This is a genomic window from Halogeometricum sp. S1BR25-6 (genome assembly GCF_031624495.1).
Lineage (GTDB): Archaea > Halobacteriota > Halobacteria > Halobacteriales > Haloferacaceae > Halogeometricum > Halogeometricum salsisoli.
The window spans coordinates 41,066-65,173 of record NZ_JAMQOP010000006.1; the positions used below are offsets into that span (position 1 = coordinate 41,066).

General features: G+C 59.5%; 29 protein-coding genes. 11 read left to right on the plus strand and 18 right to left on the minus strand.

The annotated features are described in order from the left end of the window. Positions 1–16: 16 nt before the first annotated feature. The 9 genes from NDI76_RS21080 to NDI76_RS21120 form a co-directional block, all read right to left on the minus strand. Positions 17–751 carry a plastocyanin/azurin family copper-binding protein gene (locus tag NDI76_RS21080; protein ID WP_142980812.1) on the minus strand — a complete coding sequence of 245 codons (735 nt, stop codon included), beginning with the start codon at positions 749–751 and terminating at the stop codon, positions 17–19. A 25-nt stretch (positions 752–776) separates the two neighbouring features. Further along, positions 777–1,118: a thioredoxin family protein gene (locus NDI76_RS21085; protein ID WP_310926146.1), complete on the minus strand. Its 342-nt coding sequence runs from the start codon at positions 1,116–1,118 to the stop codon at positions 777–779. Positions 1,119–1,261: 143 nt separating this feature from the next. After that, the gene (locus tag NDI76_RS21090) at positions 1,262–1,615 is read right to left on the minus strand and encodes an SHOCT domain-containing protein (RefSeq protein WP_142980810.1); all 354 of its coding nucleotides are present in this window, start codon (positions 1,613–1,615) and stop codon (positions 1,262–1,264) included. A gap of 5 nt (positions 1,616–1,620) precedes the next feature. Then, a complete protein-coding gene (locus NDI76_RS21095; RefSeq protein ID WP_142980809.1) occupies positions 1,621–2,037 on the minus strand; it encodes a DUF302 domain-containing protein in 417 nt (138 codons plus the stop codon). 95 nt (positions 2,038–2,132) lie between these two features. Next, the gene (locus tag NDI76_RS21100) at positions 2,133–2,486 is read right to left on the minus strand and encodes an SHOCT domain-containing protein (RefSeq protein ID WP_142980808.1); all 354 of its coding nucleotides are present in this window, start codon (positions 2,484–2,486) and stop codon (positions 2,133–2,135) included. A 57-nt stretch (positions 2,487–2,543) separates the two neighbouring features. Then, complete coding sequence (locus NDI76_RS21105; protein WP_092893755.1) at positions 2,544–2,864, minus strand: hypothetical protein; 321 nt, start codon at positions 2,862–2,864, stop codon at positions 2,544–2,546. 228 nt (positions 2,865–3,092) lie between these two features. Further along, positions 3,093–4,517 carry a multicopper oxidase family protein gene (locus NDI76_RS21110; protein ID WP_310926148.1) on the minus strand — a complete coding sequence of 475 codons (1,425 nt, stop codon included), beginning with the start codon at positions 4,515–4,517 and terminating at the stop codon, positions 3,093–3,095. A gap of 127 nt (positions 4,518–4,644) precedes the next feature. Next, a complete protein-coding gene (locus NDI76_RS21115; protein WP_310926149.1) occupies positions 4,645–5,238 on the minus strand; it encodes a helix-turn-helix transcriptional regulator in 594 nt (197 codons plus the stop codon). Positions 5,239–5,529: 291 nt separating this feature from the next. After that, positions 5,530–6,927, minus strand: a complete 1,398-nt coding sequence (locus NDI76_RS21120) for a permease (protein ID WP_310926150.1) — start codon at positions 6,925–6,927, stop codon at positions 5,530–5,532. Between the two features lie 322 nt (positions 6,928–7,249). Between NDI76_RS21120 and NDI76_RS21125 the strand changes: the two genes are divergently transcribed. From NDI76_RS21125 to NDI76_RS21135, 3 genes are read left to right on the plus strand one after another with little or no spacing between them, the layout of a single operon-like run. Further along, positions 7,250–7,546, plus strand: coding sequence for a hypothetical protein (locus NDI76_RS21125; protein WP_310926151.1), 297 nt, complete (start codon positions 7,250–7,252; stop codon positions 7,544–7,546). 19 nt (positions 7,547–7,565) lie between these two features. Beyond that, positions 7,566–8,099 carry an SRPBCC family protein gene (locus tag NDI76_RS21130; protein WP_310926152.1) on the plus strand — a complete coding sequence of 178 codons (534 nt, stop codon included), beginning with the start codon at positions 7,566–7,568 and terminating at the stop codon, positions 8,097–8,099. Positions 8,100–8,123: 24 nt separating this feature from the next. Beyond that, positions 8,124–9,029, plus strand: a complete 906-nt coding sequence (locus NDI76_RS21135) for a universal stress protein (RefSeq protein ID WP_310926153.1) — start codon at positions 8,124–8,126, stop codon at positions 9,027–9,029. Positions 9,030–9,041: 12 nt separating this feature from the next. Here NDI76_RS21135 and NDI76_RS21140 read toward each other — a convergent pair whose 3' ends face one another. The 3 genes from NDI76_RS21140 to NDI76_RS21150 are packed head-to-tail and all read right to left on the minus strand — an operon-like array spanning position 9,042 to position 9,962. Beyond that, entirely contained in the window at positions 9,042–9,317 is a 276-nt protein-coding gene (locus NDI76_RS21140; RefSeq protein WP_310926154.1) for a DUF7521 family protein, read from the minus strand. 4 nt (positions 9,318–9,321) lie between these two features. Next, entirely contained in the window at positions 9,322–9,609 is a 288-nt protein-coding gene (locus tag NDI76_RS21145) for a DUF7521 family protein (RefSeq protein WP_310926155.1), read from the minus strand. Positions 9,610–9,611: 2 nt separating this feature from the next. Further along, complete coding sequence (locus tag NDI76_RS21150; protein ID WP_310926156.1) at positions 9,612–9,962, minus strand: ArsR/SmtB family transcription factor; 351 nt, start codon at positions 9,960–9,962, stop codon at positions 9,612–9,614. A 116-nt stretch (positions 9,963–10,078) separates the two neighbouring features. On the opposite strand from NDI76_RS21150, the gene NDI76_RS21155 reads away from it, so the two are divergent. After that, positions 10,079–10,726, plus strand: coding sequence for a plastocyanin/azurin family copper-binding protein (locus NDI76_RS21155; RefSeq protein WP_310926157.1), 648 nt, complete (start codon positions 10,079–10,081; stop codon positions 10,724–10,726). 60 nt (positions 10,727–10,786) lie between these two features. Further along, positions 10,787–11,212: a hypothetical protein gene (locus NDI76_RS21160; protein ID WP_310926158.1), complete on the plus strand. Its 426-nt coding sequence runs from the start codon at positions 10,787–10,789 to the stop codon at positions 11,210–11,212. Here the strand turns inward: NDI76_RS21160 and NDI76_RS21165 are convergent. After that, on the minus strand, positions 11,205–11,738 hold the full coding sequence (locus tag NDI76_RS21165) for a hypothetical protein (protein WP_310926159.1): 534 nt from the start codon (positions 11,736–11,738) through the stop codon (positions 11,205–11,207). The two genes, NDI76_RS21160 and NDI76_RS21165, sit on opposite strands and share 8 nt — an antisense overlap. A gap of 211 nt (positions 11,739–11,949) precedes the next feature. Between NDI76_RS21165 and NDI76_RS21170 the strand changes: the two genes are divergently transcribed. The 5 genes from NDI76_RS21170 (at position 11,950) to NDI76_RS21190 (ending at position 17,625) form a co-directional block, all read left to right on the plus strand. Further along, entirely contained in the window at positions 11,950–12,618 is a 669-nt protein-coding gene (locus tag NDI76_RS21170) for a S16 family serine protease (RefSeq protein ID WP_310926161.1), read from the plus strand. A gap of 98 nt (positions 12,619–12,716) precedes the next feature. Further along, the gene (gene acnA / locus NDI76_RS21175) at positions 12,717–15,497 is read left to right on the plus strand and encodes an aconitate hydratase AcnA (RefSeq protein ID WP_310926162.1); all 2,781 of its coding nucleotides are present in this window, start codon (positions 12,717–12,719) and stop codon (positions 15,495–15,497) included. Positions 15,498–15,658: 161 nt separating this feature from the next. Then, positions 15,659–16,213 (plus strand): DoxX family protein, encoded by a 555-nt coding sequence (locus tag NDI76_RS21180; RefSeq protein WP_220581193.1) that lies wholly within the window; start codon positions 15,659–15,661, stop codon positions 16,211–16,213. A 33-nt stretch (positions 16,214–16,246) separates the two neighbouring features. Then, positions 16,247–16,945 (plus strand): methyltransferase family protein, encoded by a 699-nt coding sequence (locus NDI76_RS21185; protein WP_310926164.1) that lies wholly within the window; start codon positions 16,247–16,249, stop codon positions 16,943–16,945. Positions 16,946–17,325: 380 nt separating this feature from the next. Beyond that, on the plus strand, positions 17,326–17,625 hold the full coding sequence (locus tag NDI76_RS21190; protein WP_310926165.1) for a hypothetical protein: 300 nt from the start codon (positions 17,326–17,328) through the stop codon (positions 17,623–17,625). A 90-nt stretch (positions 17,626–17,715) separates the two neighbouring features. On the opposite strand, the gene NDI76_RS21195 is transcribed toward NDI76_RS21190, so the two are convergent. From NDI76_RS21195 to NDI76_RS21210, 5 genes are all read right to left on the minus strand, one after another. Continuing rightward, positions 17,716–18,930 carry an NAD(P)/FAD-dependent oxidoreductase gene (locus NDI76_RS21195; protein ID WP_310926166.1) on the minus strand — a complete coding sequence of 405 codons (1,215 nt, stop codon included), beginning with the start codon at positions 18,928–18,930 and terminating at the stop codon, positions 17,716–17,718. Positions 18,931–19,095: 165 nt separating this feature from the next. Continuing rightward, a complete protein-coding gene (locus tag NDI76_RS21200; protein WP_310926167.1) occupies positions 19,096–20,097 on the minus strand; it encodes a DUF63 family protein in 1,002 nt (333 codons plus the stop codon). Then, complete coding sequence (locus NDI76_RS22755; RefSeq protein ID WP_425498405.1) at positions 20,094–20,318, minus strand: DUF7123 family protein; 225 nt, start codon at positions 20,316–20,318, stop codon at positions 20,094–20,096. The genes NDI76_RS21200 and NDI76_RS22755 overlap by 4 nt, the downstream gene beginning before the upstream one ends. Positions 20,319–20,338: 20 nt before the next feature. Beyond that, entirely contained in the window at positions 20,339–22,945 is a 2,607-nt protein-coding gene (locus NDI76_RS21205) for a heavy metal translocating P-type ATPase (RefSeq protein WP_310926168.1), read from the minus strand. 160 nt (positions 22,946–23,105) lie between these two features. Beyond that, positions 23,106–23,696 (minus strand): AsnC family transcriptional regulator, encoded by a 591-nt coding sequence (locus tag NDI76_RS21210; protein ID WP_115819513.1) that lies wholly within the window; start codon positions 23,694–23,696, stop codon positions 23,106–23,108. Between the two features lie 132 nt (positions 23,697–23,828). On the opposite strand from NDI76_RS21210, the gene NDI76_RS21215 reads away from it, so the two are divergent. Next, positions 23,829–24,026, plus strand: coding sequence for a heavy-metal-associated domain-containing protein (locus NDI76_RS21215; RefSeq protein WP_115819795.1), 198 nt, complete (start codon positions 23,829–23,831; stop codon positions 24,024–24,026). Positions 24,027–24,108 lie beyond the last annotated feature (82 nt).

The window sequence follows — 24,108 nt, forward strand, 5'->3', positions numbered from 1 at the left end:
ACATCGACGAGGCGTTTCACCTGTCTTCCAACCGCTCACGACGCTTCTGGAACTCTTCTTCGTCGATCTCGCCTCGTGCGTAACGGCGTTGGAGGGTTTCCATCGCGGAATCATCGCTCTCGGGAGATGCGTCACCTCGTCCTAGTGCCCAATAGAGGAGTCCGCCAGCTAAGCCGAGCATTCCGAGTGCCCCGCCGACGAACGGGACGCCGCCCCACCCGCCTCTCGAGCCACCCATCATGCCCCCTCCGCCGGGCCCCATCATGCCGCCACCGGTGCTCCCGCTTCCGTCGACGTCCGAGCCGATGGCCACGGCGCCGTTCTGGACGATCGTCTCGCTATCGGGGACCTCGCCGTCGGGGATTGAGCTCTCTTCGGCCGGGCCGCCGGGGCTGCCGACGACGATGCGGCCGACCATCCCGACCGACTTGTGCGGGATGCAGTAGTAGTCGTACGTGCCTGGCGTTTCGAACGTGTACTCGAAGCTTCCCGACGAGATGGTTCCACTGTCGAATGCGCTGGCGTCGGATGGAATCCGATTCTCGTAGGCGGTCGCCGAGTGTGCTCCGGCCGCTAGCTCGAAGCGAACGGTCGTGCCGGGTTCGACGTGGAGTCCGATCGGGTCGAAGTAGTTGTTGCCCATCTTCACGACGGGCGTCTCCTGTGCGCTCGCTGGCTGAGAGATCCCTACACCGGCGACTGCGCCGGCACCGAGTACTCCCAGGAACTGACGTCGGTTATAGTTCGTCATGTGGTTTGAATCAGTCTGTTGGTCGTTATTTTCGCACGACACCGACGAGGCGCTGGACGAATCCAGACGATTGCTGGGTCGCGCGCTCGATGGCTGACTCGAGGTCGTTCCGGTCGACGATGCCGATGAACTCGGCGGTCTGCTCTCCGTTCGCGTAGACGAGGGTCGTCGGCGTCTTTCGGACGCCGTATTCTTCGGCTGTTTCGAGGTCCGTCTGAATGTCGACCTCTTTGAATTCCACGTCCGGATACTTGTCCTCGAGGCCGTCGTTTTTCTCCCGCTGTGTTGCGCATGCTCCGCACGTCTCTTGGGTGAAGAGGATTACTTCAGTCACATTGTACACTACGGTATTGTAACTTAACCACATTACTATTCAGAATTGTAAGCTGAGAGCCCCCCATTTCTTTGATTCGAAGACACGCTCGCACAGGTGTGATAGGACGGAGCCTGAGGAACAAAATCGAGTACACGGGCTTGTGGTATCCGAATCGCGGTGTGTACTCGTTGGGTTTACCCCGACCGTTCGAGTTTCTCGCGGCGGGATTCGAACTCTTCGTCGGTGAGGTCGCCGCGGGCGTACGCCGTGCGGAGTTCTTCCATCGCGGGGTTTCGAGACGTCTGCGTTTCGCTCATGCGCCGGAAGACGAGGTAGCCACCGCCGAGGAGGATGAGGAGGAAGATAAGCGGGACGAGCATCCCGATGAACGGCCACCACCCGCCAGTACCGCCATACTGGCCCATCATCCCGCCGTACCCCATCATTCCGCCGAATCCCATCCCCATTGTGAGCAACGGGAGCAAGATGATCGCTCCGAGTATCAGGAGAACGATCGTCGTGGTGTCGAGCTGGTTCGACGAAGCCATCGAGATCAGGCCTCCGACGTGGATCCGAGTTCGTTGGTGACGGCCGAGAGAACACGCTCGAAACGCTCGTTGACCTCGGTCGCGATCGAGTCGAGCGCATCGTTGTCCGCGATACCGACCAATTGCTTTGGATCAACGGCACTCACAACGATATCGCCGTCATCGGTTTCGTAGACGATGACGTTACACGGGAGGAGTGCGCCGAGTTCGATCTCTTCGGTCAGTCCCTCGTATGCCAGCGGGGGATTACACGCACCGAGAATGCGATACTGGCGGAACTCTTCGCCGAGTTTTTCCTTGAGCGTCGCCTGGATATCGATGTCACAGAGGACGCCGAATCCTTCGTCTTTGAGCGCAGCGATTGTCTTGTCGACGACGTCGTCGAAATCGCCAGTGACTGAAGTCTGTATTGTGTATTCCATGTAATATTATACCCCGTCCACGGGGTTAACGGTTGGGTGCCGCAACGGCGGGCGTTGGAAGTGTGGTGTACCGGTTGGAACAGCAGCGGTTCCGGTCATCCGGTACGTTCGAGCTGTTTTCGCCGTCGATCGAATTCGTCATCCGAGAGCTCCCCGCGGGCGTAGCGCTCACGGAGAACCGACAGCGACTGCTTTTCGTTCCCGCCGGATCCTCGGTTGAGGAGCGCATAGACGAGGTAGAGTGGGACGGCGATGAGGAGCCCCATCCAGAGGAGTCCCCAGAGCCCCATCGCTCCGCCGAAGAGGCCCCAGCCGCCGCCCATCATGCCCCCGCCGTAGCTCCCACTACCGTGGGCGGCAGCCGTTCCAGTCGTCGCGACCAGCAGCGGGACGGCGAGGATCGCGAGTCGCCGAGCAGTGCGTCCGATGTGAGTGGTGAGTTGCGTCATTATCTTGAGTTGGTGGATCGTGGTATTCGGTTGAAGCGATCGAAACGGTCAGGGCCGTCAGCAGTGGCCCTGCCCGTACATCCCGCCGTTGTAGTCGTCGTTAGCCCCGTCGTGGTATTCCTCGTCAGCCATGTCCTGGGCCATCTCGTCGACGGTCACACCCATGTGCGACTCCATCCACTCGACAGCACCGGGACCCATGTGTTCGGTCATCTGTGCCTCCATCCAAGTGGCCCATTCATCTGCGGTGGTATTGTCCGTGGGCGCGTCGTCAGCGGCCGTTTCGTCGCCGTGTGCGCTGACAACGGGGGCGGCGAACACGAGTCCGACGATCGCGAGCGCCACGAGCAGCCAGCGGCCCAGTTTGAAGTTGGTCATTGTCTTTCTCCTCGGTTAGCCGTAGGACTGCTCGGGAGTTATCGACGAGGGTGTGAATCCACACAGGAGAACGTTCGAGAACGTGTATAGGGCGTTCTAATCGTTTTTCATAACTGGGATCGTTCATCTGTACCGAATACGATGGATTTGGGCGAGACACGTGTTCTCCAAGAAGAGGACCGGAACCGCACACGAGTACAAATAGCCACAAACCAGAAGCACCAGTGGTCACTCGACGTATTTTACGATGCGTGCCATCCCCGCATCCAGGTGATACAGGTTGTGACAGTGGAATAGCCACCGGCCGGGATTGTCCGCGTGGAAGTCAATCGTCACTTGTCCCATATGCCCAGGCACGAGTACAGTGTCTTTGATCGCATTGCCGACCTTGAAGAAGTGTCCGTGAAGGTGCATCGGGTGAACGACTGGGCTCTGATTGGTCATTCGAATCCGGACGTGTTCTTCGGGTCGAATCTGGAATGGATCGGCATCCGGATAGACCTGCCCGTCAATCATCCATATGTAAGACTGGCCGCTACCACGGGAGAGCGTCAGATCGAACGTTCGATCCGGATCTCCACTCACCCCGTCGAGCGAGGATATCGCCCGCAAGTCTCCGTACTGCAGTTGGTTACTGGCCGCCGACGGGGGCTGTGGGCTCTCCCCAGCCGCCGACTCGTACTCGACGACAGCTCTAGCTGGTGGTTCGTTTCCATCGAGCGCATCCGCTTGAACGGCCCACGTGCCCGGATTTGTCGCCTCAACCACGGCATCGTAGCGCTCACCGGCACCGAAGACGAACGAGTCCACGTCGACGGGTTCGACAGGTCGACCATCGGCGTGGGTCACTGTCATCTCGTGGCCGGCGATCCGGACACCGAAGACCGTCGCGCTGGCAGCGTTCACGAACCGGAAGCGAATCCGCTCACCCTCCGTTACGTCGAACGTCTGTGGATTCTCAGGGAGTCGACCGTTGATCAGGAGCCCTTCGTATGGCGGCCGAACGTCTCCCATCATTCCGCCTCTCCCACCCATTCCGCCACCGCCGCCCATCCCCCCGTCCGAAGGATGTTCCGGCTCTCCAGGGAGGTAATCGTCGACGATCACGACGTACTCGCGGTCGTACTCGACGTGTGGGTTACGCTCTTCGACGATCAGTGGCCCCAGCAATCCCCGGTCGAGTTGGAGTCCGACGTGGCTGTGGTAAAAATACGTCCCGGCAGGTTCGGCGCGGAACGTGTACGTAAACGTATCGCCGGAAGCGATCGGGTCTTGCGTTACGTTCGGCACCCCATCGACCGGATTCGGGACGGGAACTCCGTGCCAGTGAATCGTCGTCTCCTCCTGGAGGTCGTTGGTCAGTTCGACGCTGAGCACGTCACCCTCCTGAACACGTAGCTCCGGTCCCGGGAATTGACCCTCGTACATCCAGTTGGCCGTCGACGTATCGGGGGCTGGGCGAATCGTCCCGGACGCCGCGGTGAGGTTGACGGACGTATCCGGCTCGGCCGTGACTGTCGAGCGGGGCTTCACCTCACGACCCTCACCATCGTGAGTGCCCGGTAGCTGACCGGCACATCCCGCGAGCGAGCCGAGGGTGGTCGCCCCCGTCAGCTGGAGGAGTCTGCGACGGGAGAAGCCTGTGGACCGCATATCCGTTATATTGGAGGCTTGCGAGTATAGGCCTCGCGGTGACTGTGAGGTCACCCTGCCGTACTGGTTCCGAATCCAGAACTCATACCTACGTTTTGGACGAGGATAGACTCGTGGGAACGGTCCGCTAGTTCGCCTGTTTCTGTTGTAAGTCGTCGCTCGGGTAAATCCGATACGTTCGCCCTTGGCGCTCGCGGTACAGGAGGCCGCGCTTCTCGAGAGCGCTCACCGTCTGACTGACCTTGCTCTTCGAGAAGTCCGAGCGATCCCTGAGTTCGATCTGTGTGATACCGGGTGAGGAGAGAACCGGTTCAAGAATCCGGCGTTCGTCTTCCGGTAAGAGATCCAATATACGAGCCTGCGGCTGAGACTCTGGATTGATTGCTGCCTCTGATTGGGTAGATCTCTCCGATGAATCAGCGCTCTCTGGATCTGTTGGATTCGTTATTTGTGCGCGCTCGCTTGCATCTGTGTTGGTGAGCTCGTCCCGAACAATGAGATATCCTCCACCGACGATAGTCGAGACAAGAAGGGTTCCAAGAACGTACCAGAGCGGATTTGTGCCGTGAACGCCTCCCATCGACGCACCCATATCCATCATCGACCCCATCTCTCCGAATGCCTGCTGTTGCTTATACGCATCCCAGCTGAGCGCACCACCGACGATAACGACGGCAGCGACGAGGAGGCCAACCACTGCATCGGCTCGCCGCCGATTCATACCTCACTCCTCAGTTTGGCGTGTCGCGTAGTCATACGTTCTCGTTAACGAACCAGCGCTGTACCAGTTTTGATTCCCCGATGCAAGACCTTTGTGGAGACTGAAATCCGGATCGGGACACGAGCGTTACCATTACCCGCCTGAGTCGGCCTGTACGGGGACACAATGATCGTCGTGACACCACCCAGAAGGAAATTGAGCGCTGCGCGCTCGGCACCACCCTCAACGAGGTACTCGCATTCGCCGCTCCCTAATCGATTGAACAGGGTCGTCCCACTCCCCAATATGTTTTTAGTGATCGTCATGGGATTCACCTTCTTCAGAGACCTGCGGATGTTGATGTGCGAACTCGGAGGGGTGCTTCTCGAACGTTCGCTTGCACTGATTCGAGCAGAAGTAGTACGTCTCGTTCTCGTGGGTGAGACTCGGCCCGCTGTCGTCGGTCCGCATCCCACAAACGGGGTCGCGATACTGACCAGGTGCACCTAATCCCCGGCGATAGACGTAGAGGAGGGCCCCCGAGAGGACGAACGCGATGATGTTGAGGTAGAAGGTGTAGTTCAACTCGAAGTAGGTCTGTTCCGATGCTGTCTCGCCACCGGCCAAGTCGGGGACGATGCCAAACGCGTCGAATAGTAGTTCCATGAGGAAACCGGTGAACGCCATCGTCACGAAGAAGACGCCGAGGATGTACAGCATGATCTTCCAGCCGTAGTACTTCCGGTAGACGTTCAGAACGGGAATCGTGATGAGGTCGGCGTAGACGAACGCGATGATCCCGGCGAAGCTGACACCACCGCCCCACAGCGCGACCGCGAAGGGGACGTTGCCCATACTGCCGACGAAACTGAGAACGGCGATGGTGACACCCATAATCGCGTTTTCGGCGGTCACAAGCAGGCCGTCGCCCTGGATGAACAGGGTGTTCCAGACCCACTGGGGAACGAAAACGATGACGAATCCGGATATAAGAAACCCTGCGACGATATCCTTCCAGATCATCGACCACTCCTTGCGGTACTGATTTCCAACCTTGTACCACCCACCCCACGAGAGGAGTTCGTCGCGCCACCCGCCGCTACTTGCGGCTTCCTGTTGGTAGGTCTCCAGACAACCCTCCGAGCAGAACTTCAGCGTCTCGCCACCATCGGTCACCAGCGAGTACTCGTCTTTGCCTTCCATCCCGCAGGTCGGATCCTCGGTGATTCCCTGCTCGTTGTCGCTGTGATTCAGTTCCTGCCGGACTTGCTCGAACAGATTCTCGGGGAGCGTGAGGTGGACGATGACAGCCATCACGGCGATGAGGATGATCCCGCCGAGCAGTTCCGCGAGAAGGAACTCCCAGCCTAGCAGAATCAGGATCATCAATCCGAGTTCGACGATGAGGTTCGTCGACGCAAACATGAACGCGAGGAAGTTCACCGCATGTGCTCCCTTCTTGAACAGTCCCTTCCCGATGGCGACCGCGCCGAAGCTACAGCCACTACTCGCGGCGCCGAACACCGTCGCCTTTGTGAGACCGTTCAGGTCCCCCTCTCCGAGGACGTTGGCCATTCGCTCTTTCGAGACGTAGACCTGGACGAGACTCGTGATGACGAGCCCCATGATGATCGCCCACGCAGCGGTCCAGAGGAAGCCAACTCCTATTCGTAAGGACTCGAGAATCCCGTCGACGAGAACGGCTTGCATATCTACACTATCACAGGCATCTGTTTTGTTATTTGTTCTTAAGAAACCGGGGCTGTAGGCGGAGTAAATCTTGCATTCAAAGGTAATTCTTGCTAGCAGCTGTGGTCGACCGTTCGAGGACTGTGTTCGCGCTCATGAGTTTTTGCACGTCACTGGTTCCAGTCGGTGGTTGCTCCTTGGTCTCCCGACGGCTCAGTCACACAGATCGGGGTGTTGTACAGCTGGTTCCCTCCACGAGATTCTTGCTCTATGTTAACAAGAGAAATCTCTCTTTCGAATTGTAACAGGAACCCGAATGAAGGAGTAGAGCGTATCTCTAGTCATGAGCACTACTACCACAAACCAAGATACGTACGAAATGGACTCCACCGACAGTACGTTACACCTTGACACACTTGCACTCGCCGGAGCTGCAGCTGTACTCTCCGCCGTCGTGATGCTCCTGCTCGGTGTGTTCGGAGCAATCGGCGTCTACGAAGGTGCGGTCGAGATGATGCAACAGTGGCACCTGTTCTTCGAACCGACCGTCGTCGGAACCGTGGCGGGCATGGTCGAAGCCGCGGTGATCGGCTTCATCCTCGTGTACGCCTTCGCGTGGCTGTACAACGCCTTCGCATAATAAATCGAGGAGTCAATCCATGTACGTCACCGACAACGCCGAAATCGTCATCGACGCATCGCCCGAGGAGATCTGGGACTACGTAACTGACCCCGTCCACTGGACGGCATCGAACCCCGAGGAACACTACGGACTCGAATACGACACACCCGATAATCGCCCACAAGAGGGGGCGACATTCCACCAGGCGGAAGAAGTCGCTGGGATGTACGCCGATCTGCACGGCCGATTTCAGTACATCGATCATCCACACGTGGCGGTCTGGACTGGGACAGCGTACTATCCACTCCTTCGTGGACTTGTCACCGTTCGAATCCCCGAAGGTGGTACGATTCGGCTCGAAGAGACTGAGGATGGAACCCGGATGTCACACGCCGTCTGGATGGACTTCCCGAATAACCGCCGGGGCCGGTTGCTAAAGCGGCTCTTTACCACCGTTCTTGACGGGAAGGCCAAGCTCTACGACCACACCAACAAGGAGCTCGTCTTCTTCAAGGAACGCATCGAGTCGACAGCCCATAAGCCCCCAAAACCGACGGACGAGAGTCCGTAGCAACATCAACGCACTCATCCAACCATGTATACCGACATCCTCATCCCGACTGATGGCAGCGATAACGTCGAGCCCGCAATCCAATACGGACTTGAGCTCGCTCGCCGATACGACGCAACTGTCCACGCGCTCCACGTCGTCGACAGTTCGCCCATCGAGCGAAAGCTGGAACTGACTGCGCTGGAAACCGACCTGGAGACACTCCCAGACACGTGGTATGAGGCTGGCGATGCCGCCACCAAGCAGATCGAAACTCGAGCTGCAGAACATGGTCTCGACGCAGTAACTGAGGTTCGCCGTGGCATTCCAGCGCGTGAAATTCGTTCCTACATCACCGATACCGGGATCGACCTCGTCTGTATGGGAACCCGAGGACACACGGGTCTCGACCGAGTCCTACTCGGAAGTGTAACAAAGCGAATCGTTCGCACTGTCGACATTCCTGTGCTCAGTGTCAAATCGAAGCTGACGGGGACGATATCAGAATCCGAGATTCAGGGAGGCTTTGAGAATATCCTCGTCCCGACTGACGGGAGTAAACCCGCACGAGAGGCCGTTACTCACGCTCTTGATTTGGCTCGGACCTACGATGCGACACTTCATGCCCTCTACGTCGTCGATAGAGGGGCCTACTCGTCTCGCCCGGGATGGACGTGGGACGAACTACAGCAAGTCCTGAAGCAAAACGGGGGGACTGTCGTAGAAGACATCCAATCGCAGGCGGCTGCCGAGGGTGTTTCAGTCACTGCTGAGATCGCCCACGGCGTTCCTCATCAGGCAATAGGGGAGTACTGCGACCAGCACGAGATCGACCTCGTCGTGATGGGGACACACGGACGATCCGGCCTTTCACGACAGCTCATCGGAAGTGTGACCGAACGGGTTCTCCGGAACTCGGATGAGCCAGTTTTGACCATTCGAGGAGTGTAGACGCGGCCTGAGCTACCGGCGAAGCGAGATGAGAAGAACCACGAATCCAAGCCCGATGGCGACCGATTCGATGATGTGGACAAGAGCGAGATCAAGCCCCCCGAACTCGAACAATACTCCTTCAATGAACACACCAAGAGTGATGATTCCAAAGCCAATTGCAGCATTTCGCATATAATACGTACCCGTTCGTCGATACGCCTCGAAACTGTAGTACGTGATCAGAATACCGAGTGCGAGTACGAGCAAGCGGACGCCGATCAGAACCGCCGTCGTTGTCGCGACCACCCGATTACTCCTCCATTTCTTTGGTGTCGCGTCCGTATAGCGCGTACAGGACACAGAGCATACCGACAGCCACGATGATGGTCGCTACCGTGCCCGAGTCGGAGAGTGTGAGTCCGACGATGTCGAACAGGAGACCCTCGATGACGGCCCCGAAACTGATGAAGACGAAGCCAATCGCGACATAGAGCAGCGGTCGGCTGTTGTTCCGACGGTAGCCCCGGTACGCCTGATAGGCGATCAGGAATCCCAGAACCATTGTAACGAGCTTGGCAACGATGAGTCCAGGGTGCATGGTTATTCGTTCCTCATAGTATCCCAAATGCGCGTAAAGCGGTCGGCGGCGTCTTCTCGAAGTTCGATACGGACGTCGAATCCCGACTCGAGGAGCTGGATGTCGACGCGGTCGAGTCGGGCTTCGTATTCGCTGTAGTGGTGCCCATCCGGATCGATGTGCGTTCGTTCGATAAGCAGATCGTACTCCAGTAACGTGTTGACCCGTCTGGAAACTGTTGAGACTGACATGTCGCACTCTTCGCTGAGTTCCTTGGCGGACATCTGTTTTCGGCGAGTCGCCTCGAGGATTGCGCGTGCATAGTCGTCGTCAAGGATCTCGAGGATCCCCGAGATGTCTCGCTCCTCACTCACAGTCCGTGTTGTTGTGAACAAGTATATAAAGAAACGCCGGTTTGCTGACCCAGAAAATCTGCTTTCCGGACTATATGCCTCCGATGTGTATGTTCACGTGTAAAGTGACCGATGTCATGACCAACTCACTCTCACGTCGACGGATGCTCCAGCTGACTGGCGGTGCGGCAGTCGTTGGGCTTGCCGGGTGCACTGGAACGCAGATCAACGACGGCAGAGCGGCAAACGGCACGCCGACTGAGACTGGCCACGACGATAGCGGTACGGAGTCCGGTCACAGCGACGACGAGGATGACCACGACGAAGCAGTCGGGGCACCGTCCGATACGGCCGAGGTGCGGATGATCACCGAGGACGGCGGCTACCACTTCGAGCCACACGTCGTGCGGGTGAACGTCGGGGGAACCGTCACCTGGCACAACGAAAGCGGGAGTCACTCGACGACCGCCTACCACCCCGACAACGACCAGCCCCAGCTCGTCCCCGACGGCGTAGCCGCGTGGGACAGCGGCACCGTCTCCGAGCAGGGTGCGACGTTCGAACACACCTTCGAGACCGAGGGTGTCTACCACTACTACTGCACGCCCCACGAGAGCCTCGGGATGATCGGCAGCGTCATCGTCGGCGAGCCGGACCCCCACGAGCAGGTCGCACTCGAAGAGCCGCCGGCCGACAAGCCCGAGCGCGTCCGCGAGAAGCTCGACGAGCTGAACGGGATGATCCAGACGGCGCTCGGCGACGACCACGAAGAGGACAGCCAGTAGACCCACATAGCTTTCCCATCGTAGCAAGCACTTCTCATCAGGGCCGAGGTGTGTTGACGGATGGATATTTCAACACAGCAACAAAATCGACCACTCGCGCTCTGGGCACTCATCGCGACGATTGGTGTGCTCGGCGTGTCGGGACTCGCTGGCGGAGGCCAGTTCATCCTCGCCCCCTCAGGGCGTCTTATCGGTATCTCGCCGACGCTTCTGGCTGGCTCCCCGTTCGAGAGCTATCTGGTTCCCGGTCTCGTCCTCTTCAGTCTCCTCGGTGTGTTCCCGCTGGTCGTCGTGTACGGTCTCTTCCGTCGAAAACGATGGGCGTGGCCGGCGGCCATCGCCGTCGGCGTCGCGCTCGTCGTCTGGGTCCTCGTCGAAGGGGTCGTCATCGGATTCGGGAAACGGTTGCAGTATCCCCACCTCGTCCAGGGTGTGGTGATCGTCAGTCTTGCAGTACTTCCCTCTGTTCGAGCGGCTCTCAGATGAGCACGTTGTACCCGACGTGGGCGAACGCGAGGGCGAGATACCCGAGCACGAGCGCCGCCAGGGTTCGCCGAGAGAGTGATGGGAACCCGATGTCGTCGGAGCCGTGAATCCGCTCGCCGAGTGCGTACGCGAACCGCCCGGCGAGTAACGCGAACGGCAGGTGGACGAACACCAGCGGGAGCACGAGCGAGTCGAACCGGACTGTCGCCTCCAGCCGCGACAGGTACTCGAGTTTGAGCACGAGTTCGAGGAGCGCAACAGTCAGCCCGGAAGCCACGGTCGCGAGTAATCCCTCGGTCTTCGAGAGGAGCTGGCCTCGCCAGTAACTCCAACCGTAGAAGACGAGTATCAGCGGGACGAATCGGACGAACGCTTCTTCGACGAGTCCGACCAGGAGTGTCCAGGTCGCGAGGGTCGTCACTCCGAGCAAGAGAAGTTCGAACTGGTAGGCGATCCACACGCCAACCCCGGTCACGACGCTGCTCACACCCACGAGCCCGACCAGTGACCGATCCTGGAGCGTCATGTGTGTCGACGGGACGTGTCTCCACATCGGCGTGCGACCGAGATAGGCGTACCCGTTCGGAAACGTGTGCTGCAAAGAGTCTTTAGTATCGCTCCCCTGTTACACTGTAGCACGGGATCAGAGCGCAACCCCCCGACACACCATCATGTCCTCCGACAACTCCGCTGCCGTCTCTCGACCGTCCGATACGGAAAGAGACGTTGTAGGACGGGTGGAAGAGACGATTCTGTCACGGCGGGGGTTCCTCGCAGGACTCGGCCTCGGGGGCGTCGGCGGCGCTGGGGCGGTTCTCGGCCTCACGCGAGCGGGGGAGGGTTTTCAGTCGCTGGCGACGCTCGCTGGAGGGGCCACGCTTCCCGCCCCAACGCGCTACTACCTTCCAGCGGTCGACAGCTTCGGTGACGGTCTCATCGTCCCGTTCGAGGTGGAGTTCACCGACGGGGAGGGTGAGCTGTTCGTGAACCTGAACGGGATCGAAATCCGTCATGACCTCCAGCTCGCGCTCCGAGAGGCGAGAGAGACGGCCACACGTCTCACAGGGGGGTCGCTCACCAACACGGCGACGCACGTTACGTTCGAGCCCCCCGCCTCTGGCGTACTCGCACTCCGCGGGAAGAGCTGGGAGGCCGGTCTCACCGTCGCACTCGTCGCCAGCCTCCGTCAGGAGTCACTCTCACAAGAGACGCTCATCACGGGGATCGTCGACGACGAGGGCACGTTGCTCCCCGTCGGCGGGATCGAGACGAAAGCCCGCGCGGCGCGAGCAGTCGGCGCACGGGAGCTGATCGTCCCGGCGGGCGAACCGACGGACGTGGCTGTTCAAGGACTCCGAATCGTCGAAGCCCCCTCGATTACAGATGCACTCGACCGGATTCTGTGACCGGAGCGTCTCACTGCTGATTGGGTCCAAGGAGCGAATCGGTCCAGCCGATGGCTTACGGGAAACGATTCAAGAGCCGGGTCGCCGTAGCTCATGGTATGGCCGAAACCGATCCTTTCGACGCGATACGCGAGTTCGAGTTCGACGGGGATACCTACCAGATGGCGGACCTCACCACCCTCGAAGAGGCAGGACTCTGCGAACTGGATCGTCTGCCGGTCAGCATCCGCGTCCTCCTCGAATCCGTCCTCCGGAACGTCGACGGTGACACGATCACCGCCGATGACGTTCGGAACGTCGCCTCCTGGGAACCCGACGTCCCGGATGTCGAACTCCCGTTCACGCCGTCGCGCGTCGTCCTCCAGGACCTCACCGGCGTCCCCGCTGTCGTCGACCTCGCAGCACTCCGCTCGGCGGTCGAGCGGAAGGGAGAGAATCCAGGTCTCGTCGAGCCGGAGGTGCCCTGTGACCTCGTCATCGACCACAGCGTACAGGTCGATTTCTTCGGCTCCGAGGACGCCTACGAGAAGAACGTCGAGTTGGAGTACGAGCGCAACGGCGAACGCTATCGCGCCCTCAAGTGGGCACAGCAGGCGTTCGACGACTTCCGCGTCGTCCCGCCGGGGACGGGCATCGTCCACCAGGTAAACCTCGAATATCTCGGCCAGGTGGTTCACGCTCGCGAGCGCGACGGCGAGAACTGGCTCCTCCCCGACACGCTCGTCGGCACGGACAGTCACACGCCGATGATCGGCGGCATCGGCGTCGTCGGCTGGGGCGTCGGCGGCATCGAAGCCGAGGCAGCCATGCTCGGCCAGCCCATCACGATGAAGCTTCCCGAAGTCGTCGGCGTCCGTCTCACCGGCGAACTTCCCGAAGGAGCCACAGCGACTGATCTCGTCCTGCACGTCACGGAGCAGCTCCGCGAAGTCGGGGTCGTCGACCGCTTCGTCGAGTTCTTCGGTCCCGGCGTGGCGAACCTCACGGTCCCCGACCGGGCCACTATCGCGAATATGGCCCCTGAGCAGGGCTCGACCATCTCGATGTTCGGCGTCGACGAGGCGACGTTGGACTACCTCGAACTCACGGGACGTGACGAGGAGCACATCGAACTCGTTCGCGAATATCTCGATGCACAGGGACTGTTCGGTGAACAGAACCCCGAGTACACCGAAACGGTCGAACTCGATCTCTCGACGATCACGCCGAGTCTAGCAGGACCGAAGCGGCCCCAGGATCGCGTCCCGATGGACGACATGCAGACGCACTTCAGGAGGCTGGTCCACGGCGAATTCGAGGACGAACTTGACGACGTCGACGAGGATGCACTCACCCGATGGCTCGGTGAAAGCAGTGCGCCCGATACTGACCGACCTGACCCCGACCTTCCAGGGCCGGATGTCGGTGACCTCAACAAACGAGTGGAAGTCAACGTGAACGGCGAGACCACCGAAATCGGACACGGGAGCGTCGTGGTGAGCGCCATCACCAGTTGTACCAACACCTCGAATCCGTCCGTGATGCTCGCGGCGGGCCTCCTTGCCCGCAACGCCGTAGAGAAGGGCCTCGACGTTCCGGCGTACGTTAAGACGAGTCTCGCGCCCGGAAGTCGCGTCGTCACCGAATATCTCGAAGCGTCGGGACTGCTCCCGTACCTCGAGGACCTCGGCTACAACGTCGTCGGCTACGGCTGTACGACCTGTATCGGGAACGCCGGGCCGCTCCCCGAACCTATCGAGCGCGCAATCGACGCCGAGGACCTCTGGACGACGAGCGTCCTCTCGGGCAATCGCAACTTCGAGGCACGGATCCATCCGAAAGTGCGAGCGAACTACCTCGCCAGTCCGCCGCTCGTAGTCGCCTACGGCCTTGCTGGTCGCATGGACATCGATCTCGAACACGACCCGCTTGGGACGGACGATGACGGCAATCCAGTCTACCTCTCGGACATCTGGCCCGGCGCCGACGAGATCCACGCGGCGGTTCACGACAGCGTCGACTCGTCGATGTTCGAGGAGAAGTACGCGGAGGTATTCGAGGGTGACGAGCGGTGGGAAGCGCTCGATGCGCCGAGCGGTGACGTTTACGAGTGGGACGACTCCTCGACGTATATTCGCGAGCCGCCCTTTTTCAAGGACTTCCCGCTGGAGAAACCGGGCGTTACAGACATCGAAGACGCCAGCACGCTGATGCTGCTCGGTGACACGGTCACGACCGACCACATCAGCCCGGCGGGCCCGTTCTCTCGCGAGCAACCGGCCGGTGAGTGGCTCGTCGACCAGGGCGTCGAACCCCACGAGTTCAACACGTACGGCGCCCGCCGGGGCAACCACGAGGTAATGATGCGTGGTACGTTCGCCAACGTCCGCATCGAGAACGAGATGCTCGACGACGTTGAGGGCGGGTACACGATTCACCAGCCAACCGGCGAAAAGACGACGGTCTTCGAAGCGAGCCGCCGCTATCGAGAGGACGACACGCCGCTCGTCGTGTTCGCCGGCGAGGAACTCGGCACTGGGTCGAGTCGCGACTGGGCCGCGAAGGGGACCGACCTCCTGGGCGTTCGTGCCACTATCGCCGAAAGTTACGAACGGATCTTCCGAGACAACCTCGTCGGCATGGGTGTCCTCCCACTCCAATTCGCCGAGGGCGACTCGTGGGAATCGATCGGTCTCGATGGCTCGGAACGGGTTGCGATTCACGGCCTTGACGACGGCCTCGACGTGAACGACGATCTCACAGTCGTTGCAGAACGCACCGACGGCTCGACGGTGGAATTCCCGGTCACGGCGCAGGTTGGGACGCCTGCAGCAGTTCGATACGTCGAAAACGGAGGCATCCTCCACCTCGTCCTCCGACGGTTACTTTCTCAAGGGTAACTCCACCACTTTAGTACCTCCCGACGAACTCCAAGCTGATCGGTGACTGTCGGAAGTGATCCACCGCGCAGCCAGCTTCTGGTCCCAGAGGAAGTGTTACACTCTACCGAAACTGGCAGGGGAGCGCATCTTTATGTGATATCGACGATTCAGTCTGCGGTATGTCATCACGAGAGATTCAATTAGAAAGCACAATTGGCGGATTTACAGCGAGCGGGAAGCTTCACACCCTGAGCGTCTGGTTCATTCTTGCACTTCGACTGATGATGGGGGTCGCGTTCTTCCAGAGCGGTGTAGATAAGGTTCTCTCTGGGGAGTTCAGTGCTGGAGGCTACCTAACGGGGGCTGTCCCGAACAATGGGAGTCCACTTGCAGATATATTCGTCGCGATGGGGAACACGCCGAGGTTCGTTGAGTTCGTGAATGTTGCGGTGCCGTGGGGTGAGGTACTCATCGGGCTCGGACTAATTGTCGGCGCATTCACCCGTCTGGCGGCCTTTTGGGGAGCGTTCATGATGCTCCTCTTTTACTTCGGGAACTGGGACATCGCACACGGCTACATCAACGGGGACTTCGCGTACATGCTCGTTTTCCTCTCTGTCGCCGCTTTCGGCGCAGGACGTATCCTCGGTCTTGATGCGTATATTGAACAGTACAAGGTTGATGGTGTACCACTCGTGGAACGGTATCCCTGGACCCGATACCTTCTGGGATGAGTTATTTACTCTGGTAGAGAATTGGCCCATAGAATGGCTCTGAACGTCATGATGGTTTCAGCAATCGATTTTTCCGTTACTAACCCCGCAGCCTGGGGACTCGCACTAATCGTTATCGTCGTGGTTTCTTGGTTCTTCTATCGGTATTTTGCTCCAGATAGCTGGCGAGAGTGGGTTGGCGCTGGGGTAGTACAGGCGTTCATCATCGCGTTGTATGCGGAAATGTACGGGTTTCCGCTCACGATCTACCTGTTAGTTCGATTTTTCGGGTTCGATCGCGAGTCCGCCAGCACAAATCTCTGGTCGACACTCGTCGGCTTCGGTGAGACTGGAATGCTGGTTTCGATGCTACTCGGCTATGCCGTGGCTCTCGTCGGCATCGGACTGTTTGCTCAAGGATGGCGGCAGGTCTATCGGGCTCGGCAGAATGATCGACTTGTCACGGACGGGCTGTACGGCTACGTACGTCATCCGCAGTACACCGGTTTGTTCATCGCCTTGTTCGGCGAAGGAATCATTCACTGGCCAACAGTGTTCTCTGTCGGTCTCTTTCCGCTCGTAGTCGTGGTCTTCGCGTGGCTTGCGCGGAAGGAAGAGCGCGACATGGTCGACAAGTTCGGCGAGGACTACCAACTGTATCAGCAGAATGTCCCGATGTTCCTCCCGGATTGGGGTAAATGGCGAGAAATTGTGGCTGAGTCCCGTAACCACGATGACTCTGACGGTCCGTAATAAGAGTCACTCAGACAAGCTCGGGGTGTGGGAGCATATCTGCACGTGGATAACGAACTTCTTGTTGGGTGACGTAGACCCCCCATGGTTCCAACTATTCCAGACATCCTCTTGACTGGTGTCATCCTCATGAGTACCGGATACACAGCCGCAAAAACGCTCAGAATCTGGCACCAGTATGAGGGAACGTACGGTCGATTGCTTGTCGGAGTTCCGCTCGTAAGTTTACTGTTCGGACTCGCTCATCTTGGAACACTTACACCGCTTCCGCACGATCTTCTCGTAACTGTCGAAACAGGTGCTATACTCGGTGTGACGGCTCTGATCGCTGGGTTGGGGTACATCCACCCTCGGCTGAGATACTCGGGGAGTGACTTGCAATGAGTTCGATGCTGCTCCTGCTGATCCCGACACTCATCAGCAGTGGTCTCACAGTTCTTTGTTACGTGCTTCTCTATCAGGACACAGTTCTAGTAATTCAGCGTGCCTTCTTTTTTAGAGTCGGCGTCGGCGCCTCTATCTCTGCGGTGATCGGTGTGAGCGCATTGCTAACCGAGTCAGTCCCGGCGCATCTACTCCACGCCGTCTTTGCAGTGTCAGTAGCTATGGCGGTTCATGCGGTATGCGATGGCCTCCATCCAGATACCGAAGCGTGGTTTTACTCGCTCTTCCGCCCCTGACCGCTGATTCACGTAACTCCCACTGTCGTACTTTGTCGATGCAGAAGACGATGAGTGAGAAGCTGCATCACCGATACAACTCTCATCATACTAGAAAGAGGAATCGACGATCGGGCTCTCACCGTCCGGTATCGAAGTATACTCCCACTGATCGGTCGCTGCTTGATAGACGCGCTGGAGTACCTTCCGTTTCCCGAAGATCTGAACGAATAACCGTGGGTGTCGTGCGAGCTGTATCAATACGTCCCGCGGCGAGCGATCGACAGCTTCGATGTCCATTCCAGAGCCGGCTTGAATTGCTTTACCGAGGAGCTGTGGCTGCCGTGTCTCGGTGAAGTACCGAATAACCGTTGCCAGCAGGTATTCAGGTTTCATTTCCCGATACAGCTGTTCCGGATATGCTTCCAATCGATCCTCAGCCGCCAGTTCCGCTGCGAGATACGACGATTGAATGGCCTGTGAGATCCCTTTTCCCGTGAGTCGGTTTGCTATCCCGGCAGCGTCACCCACACGCACGATAGAGTAGTCGGGGTGATAGGTTCGCTGGGGATCGAGACTTGGGCCTTCCGGGATAATCGCGACGTTTGTCCGTTCCCGTGTCGGCTCGGGCCATCCGTTACGCTCACAGGCACGTTTGAACGCAGCCATGTAGTCATCCGGACGGTCACTGACAGCCCATCCGATCCCGACGTTGGCGCGATTCGGTGTTTTTGAGAAAGCCCACGTGTATCCGGTGTAGTTTTCGAGTATAATCCGGCTGTTGGGGTATACGTCGCTGAAGTCCCCCACGACATCGGCGTTGAGTGCGACAAGGTATCCGGAGTATTCGCCGGTCGATTGGAGTGCCTTGCTGGTAAGCGAGGGTTGGCCAGTGGCGTCGACGACGACATCGTACCCGTCTGCGAACTCGAATAACTCAGTCGGTGTGATCGACCGATTCTCGTTGACATCTACCCCTCTCTGTGCGAGGCGGTCTGCCCACGATTGTTCGACGACGTTACGATCGGTGATGTAGGCATCCGATGCAGTGAACCTCCCGCGTCCAGTGCACTGACGATCCGGCTGGACGCCATCGTACACCTCGACTTCCATCTCTGGAAGCGAATTAATGAACCCGTTTTCTGCGGTCTTCTCGAGGGGGATTGCAGAGGCGGCGGTCATCGCTTCGCCACAGTTGACGCGTTTCTCATTGTACGTCTGGCGTTCGTAGAGCTCGACATCAAATCCAGCGCTATGAAGCCCCTCTGCAGCCGCTAATCCGGCCATTGCGCCACCCAGTACCGCAACTGTCGGTGTCTGATTCATCGTATCGGTAATCGTAGGAACGTCCGGTGATCGAGGGACCAGCTATTCCATTGTCCCAGAGATACACTCTCAGTGATCATAGCGACGACTGAGCAATGCTCTGAGACGGAGGTGAATACCATGGTATATTGGTTTGAAATCATCTGTTTTCCTATCATCCTGATATTAGACCCCAAGCATCATCCGGAGCGACCCACGGACGCCCATCGGGAGTCCGATCGCGCCGATGAAGAACGTCATGAGCCACCACCAGGTGTGGTTCATCTCGTCTTTCGCGTCCGCAAGGTACCAGACGATCCCGCCGGTCACGAGGAGTTTGAGGACGAACGTCGACCCCGAGAATCCGGTCGCCTGGTACACGAGATTCGTCACGACCAGCTTGGGTGAATAGCCGAGGAACGTGACGCCGATGAGGTTCTGTGCGGCGTCCCACATCTGGCCGAAGACGGCCAGCAGGAACAACGGGTGTCGAAGGTGTGCGACATCGACGACACCCGCTCCCCAGTAGTAGAGCGCGGTTACGCCGAGAGCGATCCCCGTCGTCGCGACCGGCACCCACAGGCGGAGTGGAACCGACGTCGAGAGCCCGTACCAAAGTGCCCATCCGATGGCTCCGACAGCCCAGACCGACCCGACGAGTCCGACCGTCGACGGGATGGACCCAATATCTCGGTCGCGCGCTAGTGCGCCGACGCCGAGTGAGAGGACAGTGACGGCGGTGACGACGAAGTAGATCGACGGCGTGATGAACCACACCGCGTAGTCGCCGAGCAAGCCGATATCCTCGAGCGCACGCATTGCGCCGCCGGCGACGATGATCGGCGCGAACCCGTACGCGAGTCGAGTATCGAACGAAACGTTCAGGGCGTCGAGATACGCCCGGAGGCCGGGGAGGCTGTACACGACCGCAGCGAGATAGGTCGCCGTGTTCACGGCATTATACCCCCGGACGGCCCGTATCCCTTCGTGCGTGACAGGCTGGCCAGCGGCGTCGGCGACGACCGGGCCCCAGAGATACTGCCAGACGACTCGATCGTACACGAGCGACGGGAACGCGAGGAGTACAGCACCGATGAGGGCGACCGGGGCAAGCAGATACAGCACCCACCATTCGCGAGTCCCCGTGTCGGGGAGTACGGTTTCGACGCGCCGAGTGACGGTGCTCACGACTCGTTCACCTCTACTCGCCACGTGATACTTTTCGAGCGCCCCCACTGTTCGAGCGACACGTCGGTGAGGTCGTCTTGGAGTTGGCTCAGATACTGTGCGACAGCTTTCGGCGATCCATCGAGATCGCTAGCGATATCCCGAGCCCGAAGATACGTGGGCTCGGTATCGGCTATCTCGACGAGGTACGCGTGCACCGTGCGGCGGGAAATGGATGACATGGATCAAGTGGCTTTGGCGTTCAGCGGAGTTTTCCGAGCAGTTTGTAGTCGTGATCGGGGGTGTACCGTCGGAACAGCAGGCTGTTCGACAGCACCGACACGCTGGAGAACGCCATCGCGCCGGCCGCAAGCACGGGCTGAAGCAGGCCCAGCGACGCCAGCGGGATCATCGCGGTGTTGTAGCCGAGCGCCCACACGAGGTTCTGCTTGATCTTCGCGAGCGTCGCGTCCGAGATGCGGATGGCCTTCACGACGTCTACCGGGTCATCGCGCATCAGCGTCACGTCCGCCGCCTCAATGGCCACGTCCGTCCCCGAGCCGATGGCCGTCCCCACGTACGCGACGGCGAGGGCGGGCGCATCGTTGACGCCGTCGCCCACCATCATCGCCTTCCGGCCTTCGTCCTGAATGCTCTCGACGGCATCGGATTTGTCCTCGGGGAGAACCCCCGCGCGGACGTTCTCGGGAGCGATGCCGACCTGCTCGGCGACCGCGCGGGCGGTCCGCTCGTTGTCGCCGGTGATCATCATCACGTCGACACCACGTTCTTGGAGCTGACTTATAGCGTCCTTCGCGCTCTCTTTGATTGTGTCGGCATCGGCGACCACACCCACGAGTTCGCCCTCGTAGGCGACGAGCATTGCCGTCTTCCCCTCGTTCTCGAGGCGCTCCATCGTGTCCTGCGCGGGCGAGGGGTCGATATCGTTGTCACGGAGGAGCTTCCGATTCCCGACCAGGACCTCACTGTTGCCGACAGTCGCTCTGATGCCGTGGCCGGGGACGTTCTCGAAGTGGTCCGGGTCGCTCACGTCGATCCCCCGTTCTTCGGCGCCGTCGACAATGGCACGGGCGAGCGGGTGTTCGCTCGCATGTTCGGCCGTGGCCGCGAGCCGCAGGACATCCTCCTCACCGAGACGGTCACGAGCGGTCAGTTGGCCACCATCTGCAGCAGTATCGCCGCCATCCGTGAGAGGCTGTCCGTCACCGTCGAACACGACGATGTCGGTGAGCTCCATTTCGCCTTTCGTCAACGTCCCTGTCTTGTCGAAGACGACCGTGTCGACGTCCTTCGCTCGTTCGAGGATGTCACCGCCCTTGAACAGGACGCCGTTCTGTGCACCGATAGTCGTCCCGACCATCGTCGCGGCAGGCGTCGCAAGGCCCAGCGCACAGGGACAGGCGATCAGTACGGCCGACGCGAACACGATGATCGAGAACTCGAAGACGGTGACGGTCCCTCCAGCGATTGCAGGTCCACCTGCCACGGCACCCCACAGCGGGAGCCACTCGACGAAGCTCGCGAGCGCTCCGGGGAACAAGTACCAGACGACACCCCAGAGAACGGCGTTGGCGATGACTGCCGGCACGAAATACGCCGAGATGCGGTCGGCGAGGTTCTGGATGTCGGGCTGGCGCGACTGGGCGTCCTTGACCGTCTGAACGATCTGCTGAAGCGCCGTGTCCTTCCCGACCTTCGTCGCCTCCACGACGAGCACGCCGTTCTCGTTGATAGTCGAGCCGACGACCTCGTCACCCTCGCTCTTCTCGACGGGGACAGACTCGCCGGTGACCATCGACTCGTCGACCGCTGACTGGCCATCGACGACGACCCCGTCGGTCGGAATCTGCTCGCCAGGCCGAACCTTCATCCGATCGCCGACCTCGACGTCCTCAAGTGGGATCTCCTCCTCGTTGCCGGCCTCATCGACGACGGTGGCCGTCTCGGCCTCCATCTCCAGCAGCTTGCGGAGCGCCTCGCCGGCTTGGCCCTTCGAGCGGGCTTCAAGGTAGTTCCCGAGGGTGATGAACACGAGGATGAGCGCGGCGGTGTCGAAGTACAGGCCGCCCGCGATGAGCCCTGAGAGGACTGCGACAGAGTAGACGTACGCAGTGGTCGAGCCCAGCGCGATCAGGACGTCCATGTTGGCGCGCTTGTTGTTCACCAGCGCATTGTACGAGTTCTTGTAGAACGGCCAACCGAGCACCAGCTGGACGGGCGTCGCCAGCAGGAACTCTGCCCAGCCGAACTCGATTCCGAGAATGGTCTCCGGGAGGACGCCACCGCCGAGGAGGAACTTCTCGGCGAGGAAAAAGAGGAGAGGTGCCGACAGCACCGCACCAAACAGGGTCAGTCGAAGCTGCTTACGGATTTCAGCCTGTCGCGCGGCGTCGCGCGCGTCCTCGCCAGAGTCGCTGTCGTCGCCGTCCTCTCGGACGGGCGAGTAGCCCGCGCTCTCGATGGCATCGTAGAGTGCATCCAGCGACGTGTCCGCGGGGTTGTACCGGACCTGGGCTTCGTCGGTGGCGAAGTTCGCCTCGGCCGCGATGACACCGGGTGTGTTCTCTAGGGCAGTCTCATTGGTCTGTACACAGTTGGCACAGGTCATATCGGAGATGCCGATGGTCACTGTGTCAGACACTGCACCATACCCGGCATCTTCGATCGCCTCGTATATCTCTTCGAGCGATACCTCGTCAGGATCGTACTCGACGGAGCCTTCATCCGTGGCGAAGTTCGCGTTCGCCTCAACGACGCCGTCGAAGGACTCTAGCGCGTCGCCAACTGTCGCCGAACAGTTAGCACAGGTCATCCCTGTGATGTCGAGATGTGCAGTTCGCGTTCCCATTCTTGCCCTATACTACGTAGTCCTTCCTTAGTGCAGTTACTGTTTCGAAACCAGTGTTTTAGACCAGTATAGAATTTAGATTCAAAGGCCTAGTTCCGTTCCACTACCGAAGGATGCCAATATCGACTTCGCCGATCTGGAGCGGAAATCGCGGCTACAACTAGACTCCGTCTTCGAGACGTTGATACTGGTCTTCGAAGCGGCCACGGCACGACGGACAACAGAAGTGATAGATGTCTCCGTCGATTCGAGCGGATTCGCCCTCGCTATCGACCGTATTCCCACACTCGGCGCACGTGATTGCGAACTCGGTGCCGTCGAGTGAGGGTGTCCATTCGAGGTCGTCGACGAGCGTCACCGAGTACTCCGTTGATGGCGCGTCTTCGAGGAGACCCTCGACCCACCGGCGAACGTTCTGTCCTTCCGCACGACCGTAGAACCATATTTTCCCCTCGGCAGTGACGAAGAGGTGTTCGATACCATCCGCGTCGTGGAGCCGGCTTCGAAGTGACTCGATGGCAGCGGTATCGTTTTCGAGCTGGACGAACACCGGAACGCCAGCTCGCAGTTGTGCGCGATTCACGTCGACGGTGAAGCCGTTGATGATGTCGGCCTCCTCTAACCGTTTCACGCGGTCTGATACGGCTGGCCCCGAGAGATCCACCTCCTCACCGATGCTGCTGAACGGGCGTCGCGCGTCCTCTGCTAGTAGCGAGAGGATCTCCATGTCTGTCTCGTCTAAATCACGCATATCTCCCCATTGAACCCCCGAACCACAATATTGTTTCCCAGCGCCAAGATTTGAATGCCATCCCACTTCCAAGATAGACTTTGGATTCGAAGCAGAAACTGACAAAGATTCCCCTCCCGTATGTACCAGTGTATGACGCAGACCATCACTGTCGAAGGAATGACGTGCGGTCACTGTGAACAGACAGTCGAAGACGCGCTTCGAGAAGTGAGCGGCGTGACCGACGCGACTGCCGATCGCGAGGCCAAACAGGCGAGCGTCGATGGCGATGCTGACGTCACGTCACTCGTTCAAGCCGTCGAGGACGCTGGATACACCGCCCACGCCTGAGAACCGCCGGAACGTACGTCCACAAGTGCCCCGCCGTTCTCGTTCGACACCGGCCCTCTTGACGGTACCGCGCCGTATCAGG

Excerpts from the sequence above, each read along its gene's own strand:
- NDI76_RS21210 (WP_115819513.1), bottom strand. The coding sequence starts at position 23,696 with ATGCGTGATTTAGACGAGACAGACATGGAGATCCTCTCGCTACTAGCA.
- NDI76_RS21080 (WP_142980812.1), bottom strand. The coding sequence starts at position 751 with ATGACGAACTATAACCGACGTCAGTTCCTGGGAGTACTCGGTGCCGGC.
- NDI76_RS21090 (WP_142980810.1), bottom strand. The coding sequence starts at position 1,615 with ATGGCTTCGTCGAACCAGCTCGACACCACGACGATCGTTCTCCTGATA.
- NDI76_RS21180 (WP_220581193.1), top strand. The coding sequence starts at position 15,659 with ATGTCATCACGAGAGATTCAATTAGAAAGCACAATTGGCGGATTTACA.
- NDI76_RS21155 (WP_310926157.1), top strand. The coding sequence starts at position 10,079 with ATGACCAACTCACTCTCACGTCGACGGATGCTCCAGCTGACTGGCGGT.
- NDI76_RS21195 (WP_310926166.1), bottom strand. The coding sequence starts at position 18,930 with ATGAATCAGACACCGACAGTTGCGGTACTGGGTGGCGCAATGGCCGGA.
- NDI76_RS22755 (WP_425498405.1), bottom strand. The coding sequence starts at position 20,318 with ATGTCATCCATTTCCCGCCGCACGGTGCACGCGTACCTCGTCGAGATA.
- NDI76_RS21085 (WP_310926146.1), bottom strand. The coding sequence starts at position 1,118 with ATGTGGTTAAGTTACAATACCGTAGTGTACAATGTGACTGAAGTAATC.
- NDI76_RS21185 (WP_310926164.1), top strand. The coding sequence starts at position 16,247 with ATGGCTCTGAACGTCATGATGGTTTCAGCAATCGATTTTTCCGTTACT.
- NDI76_RS21120 (WP_310926150.1), bottom strand. The coding sequence starts at position 6,927 with ATGCAAGCCGTTCTCGTCGACGGGATTCTCGAGTCCTTACGAATAGGA.
- NDI76_RS21110 (WP_310926148.1), bottom strand. The coding sequence starts at position 4,517 with ATGCGGTCCACAGGCTTCTCCCGTCGCAGACTCCTCCAGCTGACGGGG.
- NDI76_RS21100 (WP_142980808.1), bottom strand. The coding sequence starts at position 2,486 with ATGACGCAACTCACCACTCACATCGGACGCACTGCTCGGCGACTCGCG.
- NDI76_RS21130 (WP_310926152.1), top strand. The coding sequence starts at position 7,566 with ATGTACGTCACCGACAACGCCGAAATCGTCATCGACGCATCGCCCGAG.
- NDI76_RS21095 (WP_142980809.1), bottom strand. The coding sequence starts at position 2,037 with ATGGAATACACAATACAGACTTCAGTCACTGGCGATTTCGACGACGTC.
- acnA (WP_310926162.1), top strand. The coding sequence starts at position 12,717 with ATGGCCGAAACCGATCCTTTCGACGCGATACGCGAGTTCGAGTTCGAC.
- NDI76_RS21135 (WP_310926153.1), top strand. The coding sequence starts at position 8,124 with ATGTATACCGACATCCTCATCCCGACTGATGGCAGCGATAACGTCGAG.
- NDI76_RS21165 (WP_310926159.1), bottom strand. The coding sequence starts at position 11,738 with ATGACGCTCCAGGATCGGTCACTGGTCGGGCTCGTGGGTGTGAGCAGC.
- NDI76_RS21115 (WP_310926149.1), bottom strand. The coding sequence starts at position 5,238 with ATGAATCGGCGGCGAGCCGATGCAGTGGTTGGCCTCCTCGTCGCTGCC.
- NDI76_RS21215 (WP_115819795.1), top strand. The coding sequence starts at position 23,829 with ATGACGCAGACCATCACTGTCGAAGGAATGACGTGCGGTCACTGTGAA.
- NDI76_RS21190 (WP_310926165.1), top strand. The coding sequence starts at position 17,326 with ATGAGTTCGATGCTGCTCCTGCTGATCCCGACACTCATCAGCAGTGGT.
- NDI76_RS21145 (WP_310926155.1), bottom strand. The coding sequence starts at position 9,609 with ATGCACCCTGGACTCATCGTTGCCAAGCTCGTTACAATGGTTCTGGGA.
- NDI76_RS21160 (WP_310926158.1), top strand. The coding sequence starts at position 10,787 with ATGGATATTTCAACACAGCAACAAAATCGACCACTCGCGCTCTGGGCA.
- NDI76_RS21105 (WP_092893755.1), bottom strand. The coding sequence starts at position 2,864 with ATGACCAACTTCAAACTGGGCCGCTGGCTGCTCGTGGCGCTCGCGATC.
- NDI76_RS21125 (WP_310926151.1), top strand. The coding sequence starts at position 7,250 with ATGAGCACTACTACCACAAACCAAGATACGTACGAAATGGACTCCACC.
- NDI76_RS21205 (WP_310926168.1), bottom strand. The coding sequence starts at position 22,945 with ATGGGAACGCGAACTGCACATCTCGACATCACAGGGATGACCTGTGCT.